The following is a 20,566-nucleotide window of genomic DNA, read 5'->3' as shown; positions in this document are numbered from 1 at the left end:
TAGGATGGTATGGTGAGAGAGGTTCACCCTCCATCCGATGGGCACAAGCCAAGAAAGAGACAAGTTCAAACCAGGAGGAAGAGATGAACTTCAAGACGATCACACGCCGGGCACTGCTTGGCGCACTTGCGGGTGCGACTGCGCTAACTGCTTTTACGAGCCTAGCATCAGCCGACAAAATGCGCCTGCGCTTTCACACCTATTATGGCACCGAGATTGATCAGCTGGCCAAAGACTTCCGCACTGCTGTGAAGGACCGCACCGATGGTCAGGTTCGCATTCAATATTTCCGCGGTGGTGAGTTGGTGCCGTCCGATCAGTTCGTGGATGCGGTTTCCAACGGCACCGTCGACATCGTCCATGGTGTTGGTTCCTATTGGTCCGGCAAGGTTGATGTGGGCAATATCGAGACCGGTCTGCCGGGCGCTTGGACAACCATTGCTGAAGCCAAGGAAGTTCTGGAATCCCCTGAAGTGAAAAAGCTGCTGGTGGAAGCCTATGATGAGGCTGGCGCTCTTTTCCTCGGCAAGACCTATGGCTCTGACTATGATCTTCTGACCAAGGAAAGGGTTGGCGGTCTGGATGATCTGAAGAATTACAAGATCCGTGCGACCTCCAATGTTGCCAAGGTTCTGAAAGAGTTCAATATTCCAACCGTTGCCCTGCCAGCGCAGGAGCTGTATGTGGGCCTTTCCACTGGCGTTATTGATGGTGTGATCTATGGCAGCGCCGTGGATTATCAGAACCTGAAACTGAATGAGAGCGCCAAATATTATACCCGCCTCAATATGCTGACCCCTGGTTGGACTGAGACCTTCCTTGCCAATCCTGATACCTGGGCGAAACTCTCCGACGAGCAACGCAAGATCGTTGAGGAAGAGATTGCCAATTTCGGCGCAAAGGTCGAAAATTTCCTCAATGAAGGCAACAAGCATATCCCAGAAGGCGTGTTCGAATTCAGCACCCTTCCAGCCGAAGATACAAAAGCTTTGACCACTGCTGCGCAAGTTGTCTGGAAAGAAGAAGCGGACCGCTCCGAGCGTAACAAGAAGCTGATCGATCTTCTGGCTGCCAATGCGAAGGCAAAAGGCAGACTCTAGATGCAATGGGTATCCAAATACCTGGCCATGCAGGATGGCTTGTCCGAGTTTGTCGGGCGAGCCATCTCCTGGCTCACGCTGGGTATGATAGCGGTGCTGATGTACGAGATCATCATGCGCTATTTCCTGAACAGTCCGACGATCTGGGCGCATGAAACCAGCACCATGCTCTATGGCGGTTTTTGTATTCTGGCAGGCACTTACACGCTGCGCCACAAGGGCCATGTGCGCAGTGAGGTCATTTGGGGGCTGATGTCCGAGCGGATGAAAGCCGCGATGGATGCCATCACCTTTGGTCTCGCGCTGATTGTTCTGACGATTTTCCTGAAGCTTGCCATCGACTTTGCGGCTGAAAGCTGGGCTGCAAAAGAATTCTCGAACAAGAGCATCTGGCAACCAGCCCTGTATCCGATCAAGACTGTCATCCCCATTGCCGTCGGGTTGTTGCTGTTGCAGGCCCTGGCTGAATTCGTGCGATCAATTCTGACAGCGCTCGGCGTTTCCTATGTCGACCCTCGCGCTGGCGAAATCGATGAAGATGACATCGTGCATCTGGTGGAAGCCGAGGAAAAGGCCGTTCAGGAAAAAGCTGCCTTCAATAAGAAAAAGGAAGCAGATCATGGCTGATCTTGATCCCCTGGTGATCACACTGATCATGTTCTCCTCCATGCTGGTGCTGATGGCGATTGGCTCCCCGCTGGCCTTTGCTCTGGTCACATGCGGTGCGGCGCTGGCCTTTATGGTCTATGGTGATGGCGGGCTGGATCTGCTTATCACCTCCACCTTCAGCTCCATGGACAATTTCCTGCTGGTCTCGCTGCCCATGTTCATCTTCATGGGGCTGGTGCTGCAAAAATCCGGCATCACCGATGATCTGTTCGAGATGATCCATAAGCTGATGGGTCGCTGGCCCGGTGGCTTGGGCATCGGCACCGTTATCATTTGTGCGCTGATTGCCGCCATGGCCGGTGTGTCTGGCGCGGCGACCGTCTCCCTTGGCATCATTGCGTTGCCTGCCATGCTGAAGCGCGGCTATGACAAGCGCCTTGTGACGGGCACCATCATGGCCGGAGGCGCGCTTGGATTTCTCATTCCGCCATCGGTCCTGATGATCATCTATGCCTTTCTGTCCCGTGACAGTGTGGGCAAGCTGTTCGCCGCCGGGCTTGTTCCGGGCCTGATGCTGGCGGGCATCTATATCGCCTATATCCTGATCCGTTGCCGCTTCAATCCCAAGATGGGTCCACCGGCCGAAGAGCAATTCACCGTGGCCGAGAAGATCGGATCACTGCGTTTTCTCATCGCGCCGGGTGCGCTGATTGTGACGGTTCTTGGCTGCATCATCGGTGGCGTGACGTCACCGTCCGAGGCCTCCGCCATTGGTGCCTTTGGCTCGCTGGTCATAGCCGCCTTGCAAAAACGCCTGAATTGGGAAGTTCTGCGCTATGTGATGCTCTCGACCACCAAGATCATGGGTATGCTGATGTGGATCGCGTTGGCGGCGGTCTTCTTCTCCAAGATCTATGTGGGACTGGGGGCAGGGCAGATCGTGACCGAGCTGGTGGAAGACAGCAATCTGTCACCGATCTGGGTGATCGTGACCATGCTGGCGACCTATTTCATCCTTGGCATGTTTCTGGATGATTTTGCCATCCTCTTCATCACCATTCCGCTCTTTGTGCCCATCGTCAAAGAGCTGGGTTTTGATACCACATGGTTTGCGGTTCTGTTCGTCTTGTCCATGCAGTCGGCCTATCTGACGCCGCCCTTTGGCTACAATCTCTTCTATATGCGATCCGTCGCGCCAAAGGAGATTTCGATCATCGATATCTATTGGTCGGCCATTCCGTTCGTCATTCTGCAAATCATCGGATTGGCGCTGGTGGTGTCGTTCCCCAAAATCGCCCTGTGGCTGCCAGAGCTTTTGTTCTAGTGCGCGTCTCGTTGGATTGACTTCACAATCCAACGCAAAAGATTCGCACCAGCAAAGAGCTGCCAGCGCGATTTGCACTCCTGCATAAGAAACCCCCGGCGGTTCTCCGTCGGGGGTTTTTGTTTGTTTGGTTTTATGTGACACCAGCCAGTGTGGGCTCTGGAACGGGTGAATGTCGGCTGACATAATGGGGCCCGAATCTAGAATTTGACGATATTCTCTGTTTCCTTCGCCTTCTCGGCTTTTTCCTTGGCTTGTTGCTTCTGGGTGCGGTTTTGCAAATAGGCCAGTGAGCGGTCGGTATCCATCATAAGGATGCTGAGCTCCTGATCCTCGATATCGGCTGTGACGATCACACCGCAAGGTCTCTTGATGCCCCAGATATTGACCCGCCAGCTGCTGCCCTCAACCGCCATCTTGCGTTTGCGGATGGCTTCGAGGCCGTCATGGCCCTGAATGCCCTTCAGATCGATCAGACTCAGATCGCCGCTTTCCAAGGGGCGGGCGAAGCAACCGGCTTTTTCCATATTGCCGTTGATCCGCTTTTTATGTTGCTTGCTCACAACCCAGCCCAGACGAGGGCCGCTTTGATGGTCTGGCTGGCCATATTTCTTGATCAGCAGGTTACGAATGACATTCGGATCGACCTTCTTGTCAAGGAACCGTTGGCTGAAGGTGACGGCCAGAAGAGTGTTTGTGTCGGAGCCTTCGGTGAAGAAGCCCAGATGGGTTCCTATTCTTTCCTTGCCGCTTAGCTGATAGAGGAAGCGACCCTGCGTCAGCCATGGCTTGTTCAGGTTCATTTCCTGCTGGCTTTCTTCCTCCAGCGTTTCGTCGCTATTGGCGCGGGCGGTCTCTGCGGCTTTTGCATAAGGCATGCCCAGTTGCACGCCGCGAATATCGACTAGCTCATAGTCTCCGGATGTGTTTGATTGTTTTGATGCCATTGCATCGAAGCGATGTTCGATCAGGCTGTCATCGGAATTACGCATGGCCACCAGAGCTGGCTTGGCGTTGGCGACAATCACTGTTTTGCCGCGCTTGTCCCGGGCCAGTTGCAGGTCTTCAATCTTGAGATCGACATAGCCGTCAAAGAAGCCATAGTCATTTTGGTTCTTGTCCGGCCGTTGCATATCAAAACCAAACAGGCCGGATTGATCATTCACGGCGATGACAAATCCCAGTCGATTGTTGCTTTCCAAAATCTGATAGACGCCAAAGGCATTGGGATAGAGTTGTTTGGCGACATTGGTGATGTCTGAATCTTGCTGCAGACGATTGCGGAAATATTGATCGAGATTGATGGTGATCGGGTCTCCGGAAGCCGATGGCATATGAAGGCCGCCGGGGATACGGATCTTGCCAAATTCGGTCTGGTGCGAAAGGTCGCTATAGAGCTTGGCAAAGGCCTTTTTATCGTTGGCATCCATATTCTTGGTGGATTTGATCACCAGCGGTGGCAGATATTTCGGGACATACAAGCTGTCCTTCTTGGCCTTGCGCTCGATCTGGCGACGATGCTCGGCTGCCCGTTGTAAGAAGCCTTCTTTCTTCAAAAGATCTGGCTGCAGTTGGGCGACCAGAAGATAGGCTGTATCCAGTGTGATCGGTACGGCATCCCCCTTCTTGTGATTGGCCAGCAGGGTTTCGGCTGATTTCCAACCTGAATCAACCTCGAAATCCATGAGCTTTTCGGTCAGTTCAAAGTCGGTAAAGAGCGTTGCTTTGGTGATGTCAAAGTCATAGGTAATGCCCTTGCCTGCCTTGGTAGGCGCGGGAATGTCCGTTTCCAGCGCAATATAGACAAACCGTTTTCCACGGTTGAATGGAATGGCTTCCAGGCGTGCAGAGAATGCACGGGCTTCTTGCGGGTCCATTGGCAGAAATTGCGGGAATGTCTTGAAGTTCGAGGATACTCGCTGCCCCGGCATTTTCGCATTGCGCGCCCTGTGATAGCCACTGTCGAAACGGATATTGAATTCGCGCATGACGCCATTGTCCATTCGGGAGCCGGATTGATCGACCCAGCGAATTGGGAAGCCCTTGCGTTCGAAGTCATATTTGCCCAGCTGAAGCTGGATGACTTCGATGGCCGGAATCGGGAAAGGCGGTGTTCGGGCGAGGATCTTATCCGAATAGTTTGTGCGCAGGTCGTTGATCACATCCTGGGCCTCAAACTCGGAATAGGCCTGCTTGCCCCATTGGAAACTGCCAACCTTGTAGAAGAGATCCTTGCCACGGGAAACCGTGCGCTTGTCGACGTGCGACAAGGTTCTGTCAGCATAGTCGATCAGCAATTCGTCATTTTTCAGGAGATCGGGATTGGCCTGAAGCTGGCCAAGATATTGCAGCAAATGCCAGTGGGAGCGATGCTGCTTGATCGGGAACCTCTTTGAACGCTCGAAGGTGAAATACAGATTGCGGTAATTCATCAGGCGGCCTTCGCGAACCGGAATGCCAAGCCAGTCTGCATAGGCGCGGATTTCTCCGGCACGATCAGCCTCATCTGCATTGCCTTGCGCGACGAGATTCCAGAGGAAAATACGTTCCTTACTGGCAATTTTGGACCGTTTGCGTGGTTCAATGGTGATTTCCACGGCATCCAGTTTGGCGCTGGTGCTGTATCCATCCAGCCTTTTGTCGCGCATGATCACATCATTGATGGAAGCAAGATTGATATAGGCTGTCAGCTTCACATGATTATAGGGGTTGTCATTGAGGAGCGTGGCAATCTCGCGGGCACGTTTCTCATCAACCGGGAGCATGCCGACACTCGGTGCATCATCAAAGAAGAATTTTACGCTCTCACGCAGATGATCGACCCGCACGGATACCTGTTTGATCGAGGCATTGGCCTTTTGATAATTGCCTTCCCCGCGGAAATGAACCGGAATGCCTTTGCCTTCCTTGAATTGTCCGGGGAACAGGGCAACACGCCAGGATATGGAGAACTTCAAAGGTTTGTCCGTGGAGGAATTCAGGAATTCGTGGCGATAATGGTCAATGGCATCGCGGCGGTCAAAGTCGGTGCCATCATAGAATTTGACCGACATCTCGGTCGCGTTCTGTTTGCCTTTTCCATAATAGAGGCGTTGATATTCTTCCTTGATCCAGGTGGAGACCACCTTGTCGCGATCGATGGCAGTGGGAAGATTCTGAACCGTGCGTTTGGCCAGTTCCAATTGCAGGTTGAAGTCGCTCTGACCCTTGAAAGGGTGATAATTGCTGCGATCAAAGCCGTTGCTTACCGGGTTTGAATTTGAATTCAGCGAAGCATTTGTAACTCCACCCGCTACTTTGCGTCCGGAGACTGCACCTTTGAATGGGACCGGGTTTACTGCGCCACTCTTCAGCAAGCACCATTGAACGCGGGCGTTATAGGTGAATGCCCCACAGCGTTGCTCCTGAGCACAAATTTGCTGACATTGCGCCATGCTGAGATTTTGCAGGCGGCGATCATTGCCGCTATTGGCATAATCGAGGCCTGGCAGATCGTGATCCATCAGGATTTCGAAATTGGCATTATTGGTTGGTTCCGCCGCGCTGCCACCGTCGGGGCGCTTCAAAAGAGTATCGATCTGATCCGGGGTCATTTCGGTGGTTGCTGCCCAGCCCATCGAGAGTTTGAAGGCTTTGATCGCACGATAGGTCCGCTTGCCAAATGCACCGTCAACGGGGCCTGCATCAAAGCCGCGCTGGTTCAGTGATTTCTGGATCAGTCTTCGTGTGGCCCGATCATATTGGGCATAGAAATTCTTGCGTTTCTTCTTCGTTGTTGTCGAGCGATTGGATCTGTTTGTCCGGTTCTGACGTTTGATCTTTCTTTCGACGTCCTTCAGAACCTTGGCCGCTCCCTTGAAGAAGTTCGGTGTGTTTTGGGCGTGGGTGTTTGGAGCTCCCAAAAGGATTGCACAGAACAAGGAAAAGAAAAGGGTTCTTCTTACAAACATGATTTGCCCCCACGCATTTTATTGCGCTCAAAAGAGAAAACTCTCAACAATGGCTATTTCATGTTTTGCGGGATATGTTTCGCAAATGAAAACGCTAAGCAAATCAAAATATTATATTATCGCTCAATGCAGTAGCTCGTATGAAACCAGCTTACATTGCAGTTTGTCCGGGTATGATTTTCATGCGTTGTGAAATAGCCACCATCGATATCAACCTGCATCATACCCTACACTTATAATTTGCAGTATTTCAAGCTGGGCCGAGCGGGCGGTTTTGATTGACCTGGTGTCTTCGGGGCTTTTCTGCTTTGACCTTCTATCCAACTCTTTGCTGCCTGCGCAATAGGTGCAACAGTCTTTGTCATATTGTGCGAAGGGTCCTGGTGCCACAAATGGAAGTTCTATTTGCGGACGCTGAATTGGGCCATCTGTGGAGAGACAAAGCTTGCCTTGAAATAATCAACGAACAGATTCATGGCAGGTGTGAATTCCACCCCTTTGCGCCAGGCGATTCCAACGTCCATTGTCGGAATATCCAAATCTGTCAAAACAGTCTCAAGACGTTTGCCTTCGAGCGACCATGGTCGATAAACCATATCTGAAAGAATGGCCACACCTTGCCCATTGGCTACCATTGATCGACATGCTTCAACAGAGGATGTGCGAAGCTTTGTTTTGGGTTGATAGTTCGTCTTGCTCCAATATTTCATGGTCGTATGTGCCGCTTCATCAACCGTGAGCATGATGTAGTCTTCTTGCGCGATGTCCTGAAATGAAGCTTTCCCGGATTGAAGAAAAGGATGCCCGTTTGGAACCCACAGACGTCTGGTCGATTTGAGGAGTGTCTCAGCTTCCAGATCCGGGTTGCTCAGGTTCGATGTGAGCACGAATGCGAGGTCAAAACGGTTGGACAGCAATCCATCCTCAATACTTTCCCGGTTCAGCTCGTTGATCTGTATATCCAATCCCGGATGGAGTTGAGCCAACTTGTCGACATGGAAGGGCAGAAAATACCCCAGAACAGTATAGGTCGCGGCAAGTGTAATCTGACCATTAACCTTGGACCTTCTTTTGGTCAGCTTTTTTGCCTCGTCGACTTTCTCAAGAATCTCACGTGAGGCAGCAAGAAATTCCCGACCGGAATCCGTGAGTTCCATTCCTTGTGAGGAGCGGTGAAACAGCTCAGAATCCACCGTGGCTTCCAATTCCTTGATGGCGCCGGTAACAGATGACTGAGAAATATTGAGAGCATTGGCGGCTCTGCTGACCTGCCCGGACTCCGCCGTGGCGACAAAATATTTGAGATGACGTAAATTCATGAATATCACATATCACGATATTGCTCCCTTTTCTATCGAATAATTCGCATAAATATATATTTCGATTCTGAGAATTTTTAAATAATATAATAATATCAATATTTTATGTTTTTATTGGTATATATTTAATATCAGAAAAATCAATATTACCTCTTCAAAATAAAGAATTTCCAATCATTGATGAATTTTGCAAGTCTGTTTTTAAAGGAAGCCAGGCTTGGACTTGGTCCGAATAACAGCCTGAGGCTTGGTGATGAAGAATAAGGACTTTGCGATGAAGGAGATTGTCGATCTTAACTGCGATATGGGCGAGGGATTTGGGCAATGGGTTCTCGGTGAGGCTCCTGACGAAGATATTATGGCCCTCATCAGCTCTGCAAACATAGCCGCTGGTTTTCACGCTGGTGATCCAAATTCAATGGACAGGGTGGTGAAACTGGCACAAGCCTATGGGGTCGGCTTGGGTGCTCATCCTGGCTACAATGACCTTCAGGGGTTTGGTCGGCGGTATATCAGGACAAGTCCCGAGGAGTTGGTCAACGACATCATTTACCAGATCGGAGCACTCCGTGAATTTGGTCGTCGTCACGGCATCAGATTGCAACATGTCAAACCGCATGGTGCGCTTTATATGGAGGCCGCAGTGAATGAAGAATTGTCGGAGATGCTCATCGATGCACTCGGCAAAACCTGCGGAACGGCGATCATATTCTGCATGGGCATTTCAAAGACATATGAGGTTGCAAAACGGTTAGGTCATCCGGTTGCCCGCGAGTTCTATGCTGATCGTGATTATGACCAATCCGGTTCAATTGTCTTTGCTCGTCGTGTTTCGCGCCCCAAGCCTGAAGAGGTGGCCGCCAAATGTGTCCGGGCTTGCAAAGAAGGCGTTGTAAGGACGGTTGATGGCGTGGACATCCCCATCGAATTTGAATCGATCTGCTTTCACTCGGACACTCCTGGCGCATTGGACATGGGAAAAGCCATCCGTGCCGGATTGACAGATGCAGGAATAACAATCGCTCCGGCAGCAATCGTGCTGGGGCTTTAAACCAATCTGGGAGGACAAGTTATGGCTCAAGTGCTTTCCCCGCTACCGGGAACTTTCTACATCAAGCCTTCACCTGAAGAGGAAGCATACAAGAAATCGGGCGACGTTGTTGCCGTGGGTGACACCATTGGTTTGATCGAGGTGATGAAGACCTTCATCGAGGTCAAATCCGAGATTGCCGGTACATTCACTGGCTATGTTGCTGAGGATTCACTTCCTGTGACCGCAAGCCAACCTCTCGCGGAAGTGGCCAGTTAGATGGGAATTCAACGACTATTCATTGCCAATAGAGGCGAGATTGCCGTTCGTATCATAAGAGCGGCCAAAGAGCTGGGTATCACGACGATCCAGGCTTATTCAGAAGGTGATACCGATATGTTGGCCGTCAAATTGGCTGATGAAGCGGTTTGTCTTGGACCGGCAAGGGCAACGGAATCCTATCTGAATATCAAAGGGGTTGTCGCTGCAGCCATAGAGAACAGAGCGGATGCCGTTCATCCGGGCTATGGCTTCCTGTCAGAAAGCCCCGAGTTTGCTCGTGCCATTGAGAATGCCGGCATTACGTTTGTCGGGCCTTCAGCCGATACGATTGAGCGTATGGGTGACAAAGTTGCTGCAAGACAGGCTGCTGAAGCAGCAGGCGTGCCTGTTGTCCCCGGATCAAAGGGTCGGATTGAATCCGTTGATGAGGCGGTCGAAGTTGCTGCAACGGTTGGGTATCCGGTGATGGTGAAGGCTGCTGCCGGTGGGGGTGGCAAAGGCATTCGTATTGCAGAAAACGAGGAAGAGCTTCGATCACTTGCACCACAAGCGCAGCAAGAGGCAGCCGCTGCTTTCGGCGATGGCGGGCTCTATATCGAACGCTCGGTAAAATCTCCACGTCATATTGAGGTTCAGATCGTTGGTGATGGCGAAAAGGCGGTTCATTTCTACGAGCGTGAATGCTCCCTGCAACGTCGTCGTCAGAAGGTTTGGGAAGAAGCGGGGGCCGATTGTCTTGACAATGTCACGCGGGAGACGCTTTGCATGGCTGCCGTTGCACTGGCGGAAGCGGTGAATTATCGCGGGGCCGGGACTCTTGAATATCTTTATGACGAGAGCACCAAGGAGTTCTTCTTCATTGAAATGAATACCCGGATACAGGTGGAACATCCTGTCACTGAGATGGTTACAGGGTTTGATCTGGTGCAGGAAATGATCCGTGTCTGCGGAAACGAGCCCCTGAGTGTGAGCCAGGATCAGGTAAAAAAGTCGGGTCATTCCATTGAGGTTCGCCTGAATGCCGAAGACCCATTCATGCAATTCATGCCCTGGCCCGGGAAGGTCGAGAGTCTGAAAATACCTGAAGGTGAGGGCATTCGCTTCGACCATTTCATGTATGAGGGCTACCAAATTCCGCCTTTTTACGACTCCCTGATTGGCAAGTTGATTGTCCATGGCAAGGACCGGGCTGATGCGATTTCCAAAATGGCAGTGGCTTTGGAAGGTCTTGAGATCAATGGCTTGAAAACAACCGTGCCATTGCACAAAGCGCTCGCAGCAGATCCTGGTGTCGCTTCCGGAGACTTTCACACTCAATGGTTGGAGCCCTGGTTGGAAGCCGGAAATCTGAAGCCAGAGAACACGTAAGGAGGTCACTATGAAGACCAGATATACATTCGGAGGCGATGAACACGTTTATATCGAGATGGACGATGAAATGTCCCTTGATGCGTTCTTCAAGTCCCTGTCGATGAGCAATGCCGTGCGTGATGCCAGGATTGAAGGGGTGACGGAGATTTGTCCTGCCAATGCGTCTTTTCAGGTGAGGTTCGATCCCGATGTCATTCATCCTGATGACATCATGACCCGGATCAAGGAGCTGGAGCACAAAGCCGAGTCCGCTGAAAAGCGTCTGACAACTCGAATCGTTGAAATCCCGGTTTATTACCAGGACCCCTGGACACATGAAACGCTCATGCGGTTTAGAGAACGTCATCAGGATCCAAATGGGACGGATCTCGATTATGCCGCCAAGATCAACGGTTTCAGCACTGTAGAAGAGTTCATCGAAGCTCACCATTCCCAGCCGTGGTTTGTATCGATGGTCGGTTTCGTGGCGGGATTGCCGTTCCTTTATCAGCTGGTAGAGCGCGACAAGCAGTTGCAAGTGCCAAAATATCTGCGTCCGCGCACAGATACACCCAAGCTCACGGTTGGCTATGGGGGCTGTTTTTCCTGCATCTATTCCGTGCGGGGGGCAGGTGGTTACCAGATGTTTGGAGTCACTCCAATGCCGATTTATGACCCCGAGCAAAAGGTATCGCATCTGAAAGACTTCATGGTGTTCTTCAAGCCCGGCGACATTGTGAAATGGAAGCCGATCAACCGTGCGGAATATGACGCCATCACCGCGGCGGTCGAAGATGGCTCCTATGTTCCGCGCATTGCAGAAGTCGAATTTGATCTTGATGAATTCAATGCTGACATGCGCGGCACCAATGCCAAGATGTTGGAGGCTCTCAATGACGCTTAAAATCAACAATCCTGGTCTTGCGACCTCAATCCAGGACCTTGGACGCCAGGGATATTTTCATCTGGGTATTCCAATGGGTGGTGCAATGGATCGTTTTGCATTGCGCGCCGCCAATATGCTGGTTGGAAATGATGAAGGGGCAGCCTGTCTTGAAGCTGTATTCATGGGCCCCGAGATCGAATTTACCCGAACTGCCACCGTGGCTGTGACGGGTGCTCAGTTGCCAATCAAGGTTGATGGGGAAATACAGGAGGCCTGGTCGTCCTTTGTTGTCAAAGCCGGGCAAACTCTGAGCTTTGAATTTCTTCAATCGGGTGCGCGCCTTTATATCGCGGTCAGTGGTGGCATCACCACTCCCAAGGCGCTTGGCAGTCGATCCACCTATCCGATCGGGGCGCTTGGTGGGGTTGAAGGGCGTGCGGTTCAGGCCGGTGACGAATTGCCAACGGGTGGTGATGAAGGGCCCGGAGCAGGTCGTTTTGCGCCCGAAAATCTGCGTAGGATGCCCGGTAGTCCAGCAATTCTTCGAGTTTTGCCAGGGCTTTATTGGCACCGTCTCACTGAGGCGGCGGGCAATGGTTTCTTTGAGGATGAATGGATGGTTGCGCCAGAAGCAGACCGTATGGGGTATCGCTTCAAAGGTGGCAGGCCACTTGAGTTCGTAGATCGCGAACAACCCTTTGGTGCCGGTGCGGATCCCTCAAATATTGTCGATGGTTGCTATTCCTACGGCTCCATCCAGGTGCCTGGTGGAACAGAACCCATTGTCTTGCATCGTGATGCTGTTTCCGGCGGTGGTTATTTCACTTTGGGCGCAATCATCTCGGCAGATATGGATTTGATCGGTCAACTTCAGCCTCACACGCCGGTGAAATTTGAACGTGTCGATATGAGGGCGGCAATTGCAGCACGCAATGACCGAAAGCTGTTGTTGCAGAAGATAAGAGAAGAACTCGCCTAGAGCATCTTGGATGAATGCCCGGTCATTCAAAATGGCCAAGTCATTGTTTCCAAAAATACTTAGTCCAAAAGCTGCATATATTTTTCGGGAATATGCTCTGGAAGGCGAGACATCCAAACAGACGAGAACACTCGCAATAAATTCTGACTGACAAGGAGGACAGGACATGAAATTCACATTGAAAGCAACAGCGGCTCTTATGCTTGCTGCATCCATTCCAGCAGCGGCTCTCGCCGAAGAGGCATGGTTTCCTTACGCCGCGGAAGAAGTAACTCCGGCATTCTCTGCCGAGGGTAAAACCAGCGAAGTCATATATGAGGCCCTTGCATCTGCCGAAAAGGCCTGGAATATCTGCGTCTCTTTCCCGCATATGAAAGACGCTTATTGGCTTGGCGTGGATTATGGCGTCACTGATGAAGCAAAACGGCTTGGTGTCAATCTCAATGTTGTCGAAGCAGGTGGCTATACCGAGCTCAACCGTCAGATCAGTCAGATCGAAGATTGTGTATCTGGTGGTGCTGATGCGGTTGTGGTTGGTGCAATCTCCTTTGATGGTTTGAACAATGTCATTGGAGAAGTAGCGGCCAAGGGCGTTCCTGTTATTGATGTCATCAATGGTGTGTCCTCTTCTGACATCAAGGCAAAATCACTGGTTTCCTTCAAAACCATGGGGCGTGAAACGGGTGCGTATCTTGCAGCCAGGCATCCTGCCGGTTCTGATCCTGTCAAGGTTGGTTGGTTTCCGGGGCCTGCAGGTGCGGGTTGGGTCGAAGCTGCCCATTCCGGCTTTCTGGAAGCGGTGAAGGGGTCTGCTGTTGAAGTTCTGGAGCCTCGCTTTGGGGATACCGGCAAGGAAACACAGCTCAAACTCGTTGAAGATGTTCTTCAGGCCAATCCCGATGTTCGTTATCTGGCCGGGACTGCGGTCACCGCGGAAGCTGCGCAAGGCGTCATCCGCGAACGTGGCTTGAAAGGCAAGGTGGATCTTCTGGCGTTTTACATGACACCGGGCGTCTATACCGGCATTCAACGCGGTTTCATTCTGGCCGCACCTGCTGACAGCATGGTGGTTCAAGGTCGCATTGCCATAGATCAGGCTGTTCGCATTCTCGAAGGCAAGGACTTCGTGAAGCATGTGGGACCGAAAATCTTCGTGGTTGACCCGGACAATATTGGCAAAGTCGAACGTACGAACATCCTTCCACCAGATGGTTTTGCGCCAGTCTTCTCTGTGTCCAAGTAAACATTTCTCCCTGGACTGCGGGCCAGTTGGGGTCAGCTCAGCTGACCCGCATTTTTCTCTAGGAAACGACAGATGACTGCGACACCACTCATACAAACAAAGGCTTTGACGAAACAATATCCCGGAATTCTTGCGCTCGATTCCGTTGATTTTGATCTGCAGTCAGGCGAAGTGCATGTTCTCTTCGGAGAGAATGGTGCCGGAAAATCAACCCTCATCTCCATGCTTGCCGGCGCGAACATGCCCTCAAAGGGGAGCGTTGTTCTTGATGGTCAGGAGGTGACGTTCGAAAATGTGGCAGATGCGCAGGCAAAGGGCATTTATACGGTGTTTCAGGAATTTTCCCTGATCCCGACCCTGACCGTTGCCCAGAATATCTTTCTTGGCTGGGAGCCCAGAAACGGGCTTTTCATCGACCACCGTATGATGCGTAAACGGGCACGCGACATGTTGCTTGAGCTTGGCTTTGCCATTGATCCGAACAAGATCGTGGCGCAGCTCTCGCGGGCGCAACAGCAAATGGTCGAGATTACCAAAGCCTTCCATGGTGATCTGAAAGTTCTGATTCTGGACGAGCCGACGGCGTCATTGACCGACAAGGAAGTTGATCACCTCTTTGACTTTGTGAATGCGCTCAAGGCGAAGGGTGTGGGCATTGTCTATATCTCACACCGCATTCAGGAATTTACCCGGATCGCCGACCGGGTCACGGTGTTGCGCGATGGTGGAAAAATCGGAACAATTGATATGGCTGACACCGATGAGGATGCTCTTGTTGAAATGATGACAGGGCGTGCCATTGATGAGATCTATCCCAAAATCGCGCATGGATCCGGTGAGGTGGTCCTGTCGGTCAAGAACTTGCAAACAGTGGGCATTCACAATGCAAGCTTTGACGTTCGCGCTGGCGAGGTTCTTGGCGTTGCGGGTCTGGTTGGCTCCGGCAAGTCGCGTCTGTTTCGCACGGTGATGGGGCTGGCCCTTCGTTTGGGCGGCACGGTCACCATGAAGGGCAAGGATATCAGCCATGCATCCACGCGCGAGATCATTCGGCAGGGCATCTATTATCTGTCACCGGATCGGAAGGCCGAGGGTCTGGATCTCGCCAAATCCTCCAAGGACAATCTCGCGATCAATTTGATCATGGGCGACAAAGTGGGAGGAAACTCTCAATTTGTGAAATGGTCCGAAGTCAATTCGGAGACTGCCACGATTTCCAATCATGTGGAATTGCATGATGGATATCGATCGAAACCGGTCTCCCAGCTCTCAGGTGGCAATCAGCAAAAAGTCCTGTTTGGAAAATGCTTTGGTCAAAATGCTGATCTGATCATTTTTGACGAGCCAACGGTTGGCGTCGATATGGGCACGAGAGCAGCCCTTTATCTTCTGATCAAGGAATTGGCGGAATCGGGCAAGGCCGTTGTTGTCATCTCCTCTGATCTGCCCGAGGTCCTGCATCTCTCACGCCGCATGATTGTTCTGGCTCATGGCCATATCTCCGCAGAGCTATCGGGCGATGACATGACCGAAGAACAAGTCCTCAAATATTTCTTCGATGAAAGCGGAGCAAAACAATGATAACAGAAACACAAAAATCCGGGCCGTTTGATCTCATTCGAAAGATATTCATCAAAGTTGGGGTCCTGCCGTTTTTCCTTGCCACGGCTCTGGTCATCTTCACCATATTGTCCTCGAAATTCCTGACAGGCCAGAATCTGATCAATGTGGCGCGTCAGTCGGTATATCTGGTTCTGGTTTCCATGGGGCAGATGCTGGTTCTGATTTCGGGCGGCTTCGACCTTTCCGTGGGCACCGCCATTGCCCTTACATCGGTTGTTTCGGCTCTCGGGATGGTCTGGTTTGCTGGTATATTTCCCGATGCCATCTGGCTGGTGATACTTCTGGGCGCATTCATGGGATTTGCAGCGGCCATGGCTGTTGGTCTGATCAACGGCATCGGCGTTGCCTATTTTGATGTTTCGCCTTTCATCATGACCCTTGGTGTCTCTTCCGTTGGTGCGGGGCTGGCGCTTTTTCTGACGGGCGGTGTGCCGGTGTCCAACCTGCCTTTTGCCTTTGGTGATACATTCGGGTTTGGCCGTATTCTCGGGGTGCCTGTCCCGGTTATCATCGCTGTGATTTGCATCATCGTGATGTGGATGTTCATGTCACGCACTCGTCTGGGCACGCAGGTCTATGCAGTTGGCGGTAACATCAAGGCGGCACGTCTGTCTGCGATCAATACCAAAAAAACGCTGGTGATGGCCTATGTCATCTGCGCGCTGATTGCCTCACTCACCGGCCTGCTTCTGACAGCACGGGTCGAGTCGGGCGAGGCCAATCTCGGCAGTACAATCGCGCTTGAATCGATTGCCGCCTGTGTGATTGCTGGTGTTTCTCTGCGCGGGGGCATCGGACGGGTCGAGAATGTCGTTCTGGGTGCCTTCTTCATTGTTCTTGTGCAAAATGGAATGAACCTGGCGCAGGTCAGCTCCTACATGCAGATGGTGCTGCTTGGTGCGCTTCTGATCCTGGCCGTGATCTTCGATCAAATGCGCTATCGCATGATCCTGAGTGGCAGCTGAACCACCAATCGTTCTTCAAAATCTTGCACTGAAGTCAGACACAAAAAGGCCGCTGCGAGAGCGGCCTTTTTGTATTCTTTTATTCAAGTAGCTCTTTTTTCTGAAGCGAATTCTTGTCTGAAAAGTCTGCAACTTTTCGTCGAATGCGCTCTTTCTTAGAAATGAACTGACTTGCTGTCTGCAGGCACCTGCAGAGGAGGGGCGAATTTGGTGAGGTCGATGCCTTTCACCGCGTCTTTATATTCGTCCATGGTTGGGGTTCTGCCAAGGATTGCGGACAGAACAACCACAGGCGTGGACGCCAGCAGGGATTCACCTTTTTTCTCTTCAGAATCTTCCACCACACGGCCCTGGAAGAGGCGGGTGGATGTTGCCAGAACGGTGTCGCCTTTTTCGGCTTTTTCCTGGTTGCCCATGCAGAGGTTACAGCCCGGACGCTCCAGATAGAGAATGTTCTCATATTCGGTACGGGCAGCATCTTTGGGGAACAGATCGTCGAATTCAAAGCCTGAATATTTTTGCAGGATATCCCAGTCGCCTTCTTCTTTCAGCTCGTCGATGATGTTGTAGGTTGGAGCGGCAACAACAAGCGGTGCGTTGAACTCGACCTTACCTTTGGTTTCTTCCAGGTTTTTCAGCATCTGAGCCACGATTTTCACATCGCCCTTATGCACCATGCAAGAGCCAACGAAGCCCAGATCCACCTGACGCTCGCCACCATAATAGGAGACAGGGCGGATGGTGTCGTGGGTGTAGCGCTTGGAAACGTCGGCATTGTTCACGTCCGGGTCGGCGATCATCGGCTCGACGATTTCGTCCAGATCCACAACCACTTCAGCGAAGTATTTGGCGTTGTCATCCGGGGTCAGGGCTGGATTTTCGCCAGACTTGATCTCGGCAATACGCTTGTCCGCCTTGTCGATCAGGCCTTGCAAGGTCTTGGCCTCATTTTCCATGCCCTTGTCGATCATGATCTGGATGCGGCTCTTGGCCAGTTCCAGTGATCCGATCAGGGTGTCATCGTTGGAAATACAGATGGAGGCTTTTGCCTTCATTTCTGCGGTCCAGTCGGTGAAGGTGAAGGCCTGATCTGCCAGCAGGGTGCCGATATGCACTTCGATGATGCGGCCCTGGAAGACATTGTCGCCATGCTGCTTGAGCATCTGTGCCTGGGTGGCATGCACCACATCGCGGAAATCCATGTGGTCGGCCATCTTGCCTTTGAAGGTCACCTTCACGGATTCAGGGATCGGCATGGTGGCTTCACCGGTTGCCAGCGCCAGCGCCACGGTGCCGGAGTCAGCGCCAAATGCCACGCCCTTGGACATGCGGGTGTGGCTGTCACCGCCAATGGTGATGTCCCAGTCATCCACGGTGATGTCGTTCAGCACCTTATGGATCACGTCGGTCATGGCATGATATTCGCCTTCGGGATCACGCGCGGTGATCAGGCCGAATTTGTTCATGAATTTCATCAGGCGCGGGATGTTGGCTTGTGCTTTCTTGTCCCAGACGGATGCGGTGTGACAACCGGACTGGTAAGCGCCATCCACGGATGGGGAAATGACGGTTGCCGCCATGGCTTCCAGTTCCTGAGAGGTCATCAGACCGGTGGTGTCCTGGGAGCCAACGATATTGACCTTCACACGCACGTCAGAGCCAGCATGCAGAACAGCGCCTGGTGTGGTGCCGCGTGCGTTTTTGTTGAAGATCTTCTCAACGGCAGTCAGGCCTTGACCTTCGTGAGAGATTTCCTTGGCTGCTGCGAAGACCTGAGCCGGTTCCACGCCGAGGGTCTCGGCCGCAAAGCTTTGCAATTTCTTGCCGAAGACAATGGCGTAAGAGCCGCCAGCCTTCATGAATTCTACCTTTTGCGGGGTGAAAGCAGCGGCCACATTGGCCAGCTCTTCGCCACCATCTTCGCTATAGAGTTTCTTGTCCTTGGAATTGATGGTCAGGACGGTGCCGGTGGCGACAGAATATTTCTGTTCCAGAACCGGGTTGCCATCATTGTTCAGGATCGGGTTGCCGTCATCATCCAGCTTCTTGACCCAGTTCTTGAGGTCAATGCCGATGCCGCCGGTCACGCCAACGGTGGTCAGGAAGATTGGAGAGATGCCGTTGGTACCGGCAACAACCGGTGCAATGTTCACGAAAGGAACATATTCGTTGGCCTGCTTGCCGGTCCAAAGCGCCACATTGTTGATGCCAGACATGCGGGAAGAGCCAACGCCCATGGTGCCTTTTTCAGCAATCAGCATGACGCGCTTGTCGGGATGCTGTTTTTGCAATTCGCGGATGGCGACCTGGTCTTCCGGGGTCATCATGCACTGGCCGTGCAGCTCGCGGTCCGAGCGAGAGTGGGCTTGACCACCTGGTGAGAGAAGATCGGTGGAGATATCGCCTTCGCCAGCGATATAGGTCACAACCTTGATCTCTTCTTCCACGTCAGGAAGCTTGGTGAAGAATTCTGCCTTGGCATAGCTTTCCAGGATGTCCCTGGCGACAGCGCTGCCAGCTTTGAAGGCTTCTTCAAGGCGGTCGGTGTCGGCCTCATACAGGAAGACCTGGGTTTTCAGAACGTCAGCTGCCTGGAAAGCGATGTCAGCATCATCACCCAGTGCCAGATCGAGGAGAACCTCAACGGATGGGCCGCCTTTCATATGGGACAGCAGCTCGAAAGCGTAGGCAATGGAGATTTCAGCAATCTCGGATTCGCCAAGAATGATTTCCTTGAGGAATTTTGCCTTTTCGCCTGCAGCGCTGGTCGTGCCTGGCAGCGTGTTATAGATGAAGAATTTGAGGGAGTCTTCGCGATGCTCGTTACCTGTATCCTTGATCTGCGCGATCAACTCGGCAACGAGTGCACCATCGTCAATAGGCTTTGGATGCAGACCCTGGATTTTTCGAGTTTCAATCTCGTCGAGGTAGTTTGTGTACAAGCTCATGAGTGGTCCCGGTGCTTTAGTATTGCAGATAGCTCGAGTAGCTCGCAGACGGCCCGGAACATGTCGCGCTGAAAGTCTTCACCGCGCAGGTTCTAGTTTTCTGCTGCGAATCTTTTGTGTTTGATTATGATCTCAATCCAACGAGAAGCGCACCAGATGCCGATAAACGAGCTCGAACAAGCCCATTTCGCCCCTTAGTTAAATTAAACGGAGTGCAGTTGCAAGATATTCGCTAGTAGTATGTTGCACTGCCGAAAGGTCTTTTTTGAGCCAGCAATGATGTGTGGATGCTCTATAGAGTGTGTATCGAAAGGGCCTTTTTCAAGGGAAGCTGTTTATTTTTAATAGCTTAGATCCAAAAAGACTAGCATTTGTGCCATTTTATGCTGTCCTTGATGCCTAAAATTTCAGCACTATATCTGGTAGTTGGTGGGAGGAAAGGAACTCGATCTATGTCTATCACGACCCGAAAAGCGCGGCTATCAGACGCGGACGCCTTGAGCGATCTCTCCATGCGTTCCAAGCAGTCCAATGGCTATGATGATGCCTTCATGGAAGCCTGTCGCGATGAGCTGACGGTGCGCGAAGAAGATTTCCGGACCACCGATTATTGGGTGGCAGTCGATGACGGCATTTGCGGCATGGTAGGCTTGATGCCGGATGCAGATGGCAAGGCTGCCGAGGTCTGCGCGCTCTTCATCGATCCCGATCATCAGCGAAAGGGCATCGGCCAAATCCTTTGGGATATTGTGGTGGAGGACGCCAAATCCCGCGATCTGGCATCGCTCTATCTTTATGCAGACCCAGGTGCCACCGCTTTTTATGAAGCACAAGGTCTTGAGACCATCGGGCAGGAACCGTCGGGATCAATTCCCGGTCGGACCCTGCCGCATATGGAATTAAAGCTGGTGCCCGATTTAAAAGTCTCTGATTGAGACTTTTAAGAGCGAGTTCTGCA

General features: G+C 52.0%; 15 protein-coding genes. 12 read left to right on the top strand and 3 right to left on the bottom strand.

The window, feature by feature from the left end:
* Positions 1 to 83: 83 nt before the first annotated feature.
* From dctP to CRO57_RS21770, 3 genes are read left to right on the top strand one after another with little or no spacing between them, the layout of a single operon-like run.
* Positions 84 to 1,100 (top strand): TRAP transporter substrate-binding protein DctP, encoded by a 1,017-nt coding sequence (gene dctP, locus CRO57_RS21780; RefSeq protein ID WP_097155634.1) that lies wholly within the window; start codon positions 84 to 86, stop codon positions 1,098 to 1,100.
* The gene (locus CRO57_RS21775) at positions 1,101 to 1,727 is read left to right on the top strand and encodes a TRAP transporter small permease subunit (RefSeq protein WP_097155633.1); all 627 of its coding nucleotides are present in this window, start codon (positions 1,101 to 1,103) and stop codon (positions 1,725 to 1,727) included.
* On the top strand, positions 1,720 to 3,033 hold the full coding sequence (locus tag CRO57_RS21770; RefSeq protein ID WP_097155632.1) for a TRAP transporter large permease: 1,314 nt from the start codon (positions 1,720 to 1,722) through the stop codon (positions 3,031 to 3,033). The genes CRO57_RS21775 and CRO57_RS21770 overlap by 8 nt, the downstream gene beginning before the upstream one ends.
* Positions 3,034 to 3,233: 200 nt before the next feature.
* Here CRO57_RS21770 and CRO57_RS21765 read toward each other — a convergent pair whose 3' ends face one another.
* Positions 3,234 to 6,983, bottom strand: a complete 3,750-nt coding sequence (locus CRO57_RS21765; protein WP_097155631.1) for a peptidoglycan-binding protein — start codon at positions 6,981 to 6,983, stop codon at positions 3,234 to 3,236.
* A 401-nt stretch (positions 6,984 to 7,384) separates the two neighbouring features.
* Positions 7,385 to 8,302, bottom strand: a complete 918-nt coding sequence (locus CRO57_RS21760) for a LysR family transcriptional regulator (RefSeq protein WP_097155630.1) — start codon at positions 8,300 to 8,302, stop codon at positions 7,385 to 7,387.
* Positions 8,303 to 8,576: 274 nt separating this feature from the next.
* Between CRO57_RS21760 and CRO57_RS21755 the strand changes: the two genes are divergently transcribed.
* The 8 genes from CRO57_RS21755 to CRO57_RS21720 all read left to right on the top strand — a co-directional run bounded on the left by CRO57_RS21755 (position 8,577) and on the right by CRO57_RS21720 (position 16,660).
* Positions 8,577 to 9,353, top strand: a complete 777-nt coding sequence (locus CRO57_RS21755; RefSeq protein ID WP_097155713.1) for a 5-oxoprolinase subunit PxpA — start codon at positions 8,577 to 8,579, stop codon at positions 9,351 to 9,353.
* A gap of 21 nt (positions 9,354 to 9,374) precedes the next feature.
* A complete protein-coding gene (locus CRO57_RS21750; RefSeq protein ID WP_097155629.1) occupies positions 9,375 to 9,611 on the top strand; it encodes an acetyl-CoA carboxylase in 237 nt (78 codons plus the stop codon).
* The gene (locus tag CRO57_RS21745) at positions 9,612 to 10,982 is read left to right on the top strand and encodes an acetyl-CoA carboxylase biotin carboxylase subunit (RefSeq protein ID WP_097155628.1); all 1,371 of its coding nucleotides are present in this window, start codon (positions 9,612 to 9,614) and stop codon (positions 10,980 to 10,982) included. It begins immediately after the preceding gene.
* Between the two features lie 10 nt (positions 10,983 to 10,992).
* Positions 10,993 to 11,868 (top strand): 5-oxoprolinase subunit B family protein, encoded by an 876-nt coding sequence (locus CRO57_RS21740; RefSeq protein ID WP_097155627.1) that lies wholly within the window; start codon positions 10,993 to 10,995, stop codon positions 11,866 to 11,868.
* Positions 11,858 to 12,829 (top strand): 5-oxoprolinase subunit C family protein, encoded by a 972-nt coding sequence (locus CRO57_RS21735; RefSeq protein WP_097155626.1) that lies wholly within the window; start codon positions 11,858 to 11,860, stop codon positions 12,827 to 12,829. Before CRO57_RS21740 ends, CRO57_RS21735 begins: the two co-directional genes overlap by 11 nt.
* A gap of 166 nt (positions 12,830 to 12,995) precedes the next feature.
* On the top strand, positions 12,996 to 14,072 hold the full coding sequence (gene torT, locus CRO57_RS21730; RefSeq protein WP_097155625.1) for a TMAO reductase system periplasmic protein TorT: 1,077 nt from the start codon (positions 12,996 to 12,998) through the stop codon (positions 14,070 to 14,072).
* A gap of 72 nt (positions 14,073 to 14,144) precedes the next feature.
* Entirely contained in the window at positions 14,145 to 15,653 is a 1,509-nt protein-coding gene (locus tag CRO57_RS21725) for a sugar ABC transporter ATP-binding protein (RefSeq protein ID WP_097155624.1), read from the top strand.
* On the top strand, positions 15,650 to 16,660 hold the full coding sequence (locus CRO57_RS21720; protein ID WP_097155623.1) for an ABC transporter permease: 1,011 nt from the start codon (positions 15,650 to 15,652) through the stop codon (positions 16,658 to 16,660). The genes CRO57_RS21725 and CRO57_RS21720 overlap by 4 nt, the downstream gene beginning before the upstream one ends.
* 155 nt (positions 16,661 to 16,815) lie before the next feature.
* On the opposite strand, the gene CRO57_RS21715 is transcribed toward CRO57_RS21720, so the two are convergent.
* A complete protein-coding gene (locus CRO57_RS21715; RefSeq protein WP_097155622.1) occupies positions 16,816 to 19,608 on the bottom strand; it encodes a bifunctional aconitate hydratase 2/2-methylisocitrate dehydratase in 2,793 nt (930 codons plus the stop codon).
* 452 nt (positions 19,609 to 20,060) lie between these two features.
* On the opposite strand from CRO57_RS21715, the gene CRO57_RS21710 reads away from it, so the two are divergent.
* Complete coding sequence (locus tag CRO57_RS21710) at positions 20,061 to 20,543, top strand: GNAT family N-acetyltransferase (protein WP_170956209.1); 483 nt, start codon at positions 20,061 to 20,063, stop codon at positions 20,541 to 20,543.
* Positions 20,544 to 20,566 lie beyond the last annotated feature (23 nt).

Origin of the sequence: Cohaesibacter gelatinilyticus (assembly GCF_900215605.1) — a bacterium.
GTDB lineage: Bacteria > Pseudomonadota > Alphaproteobacteria > Rhizobiales > Cohaesibacteraceae > Cohaesibacter > Cohaesibacter gelatinilyticus.
This window is presented reverse-complemented; position numbering and strand designations above follow the sequence as displayed.